Genomic DNA, 275 nt, shown 5'->3' on the forward strand with positions numbered 1-275 from the left:
TGGCCGGCCTGATCGCCTTCCACATCTTCATCATCATCGCCAGCAACTACCTGGTGCAGTTGCCGATCACCCTGTTTGGCTGGCACACCACCTGGGGCGCCTTCAGCTTTCCGTTCATCTTCCTGGCTACCGACCTCACCGTGCGCTTGCTGGGCAAGGGCCCTGCCCGGCTGGTCATCGCCCGGGTCATGATCCCGGCGTTGATCGCCTCCTACGTGGTCTCGGTGTTGTTCCAGGAAGCGGCGTTCCGTGGTTTCTCCGCGCTGCTGGAGTTC

The 275-nt window shown here is 62.5% G+C and carries 1 protein-coding gene; it reads left to right on the plus strand.

The window, feature by feature from the left end; genetic code table 11:
• Positions 1 to 8 precede the first annotated feature (8 nt).
• The coding region (locus ACLJNW_RS24895) for a queuosine precursor transporter (RefSeq protein ID WP_410961318.1) at positions 9 to 275 on the plus strand (267 nt) is incomplete at its 3' end.

The organism is Salmonella sp. SAL4457, assembly GCF_046548235.1.
Classification (GTDB): Bacteria; Pseudomonadota; Gammaproteobacteria; order Enterobacterales; family Enterobacteriaceae; genus Salmonella; species Salmonella enterica.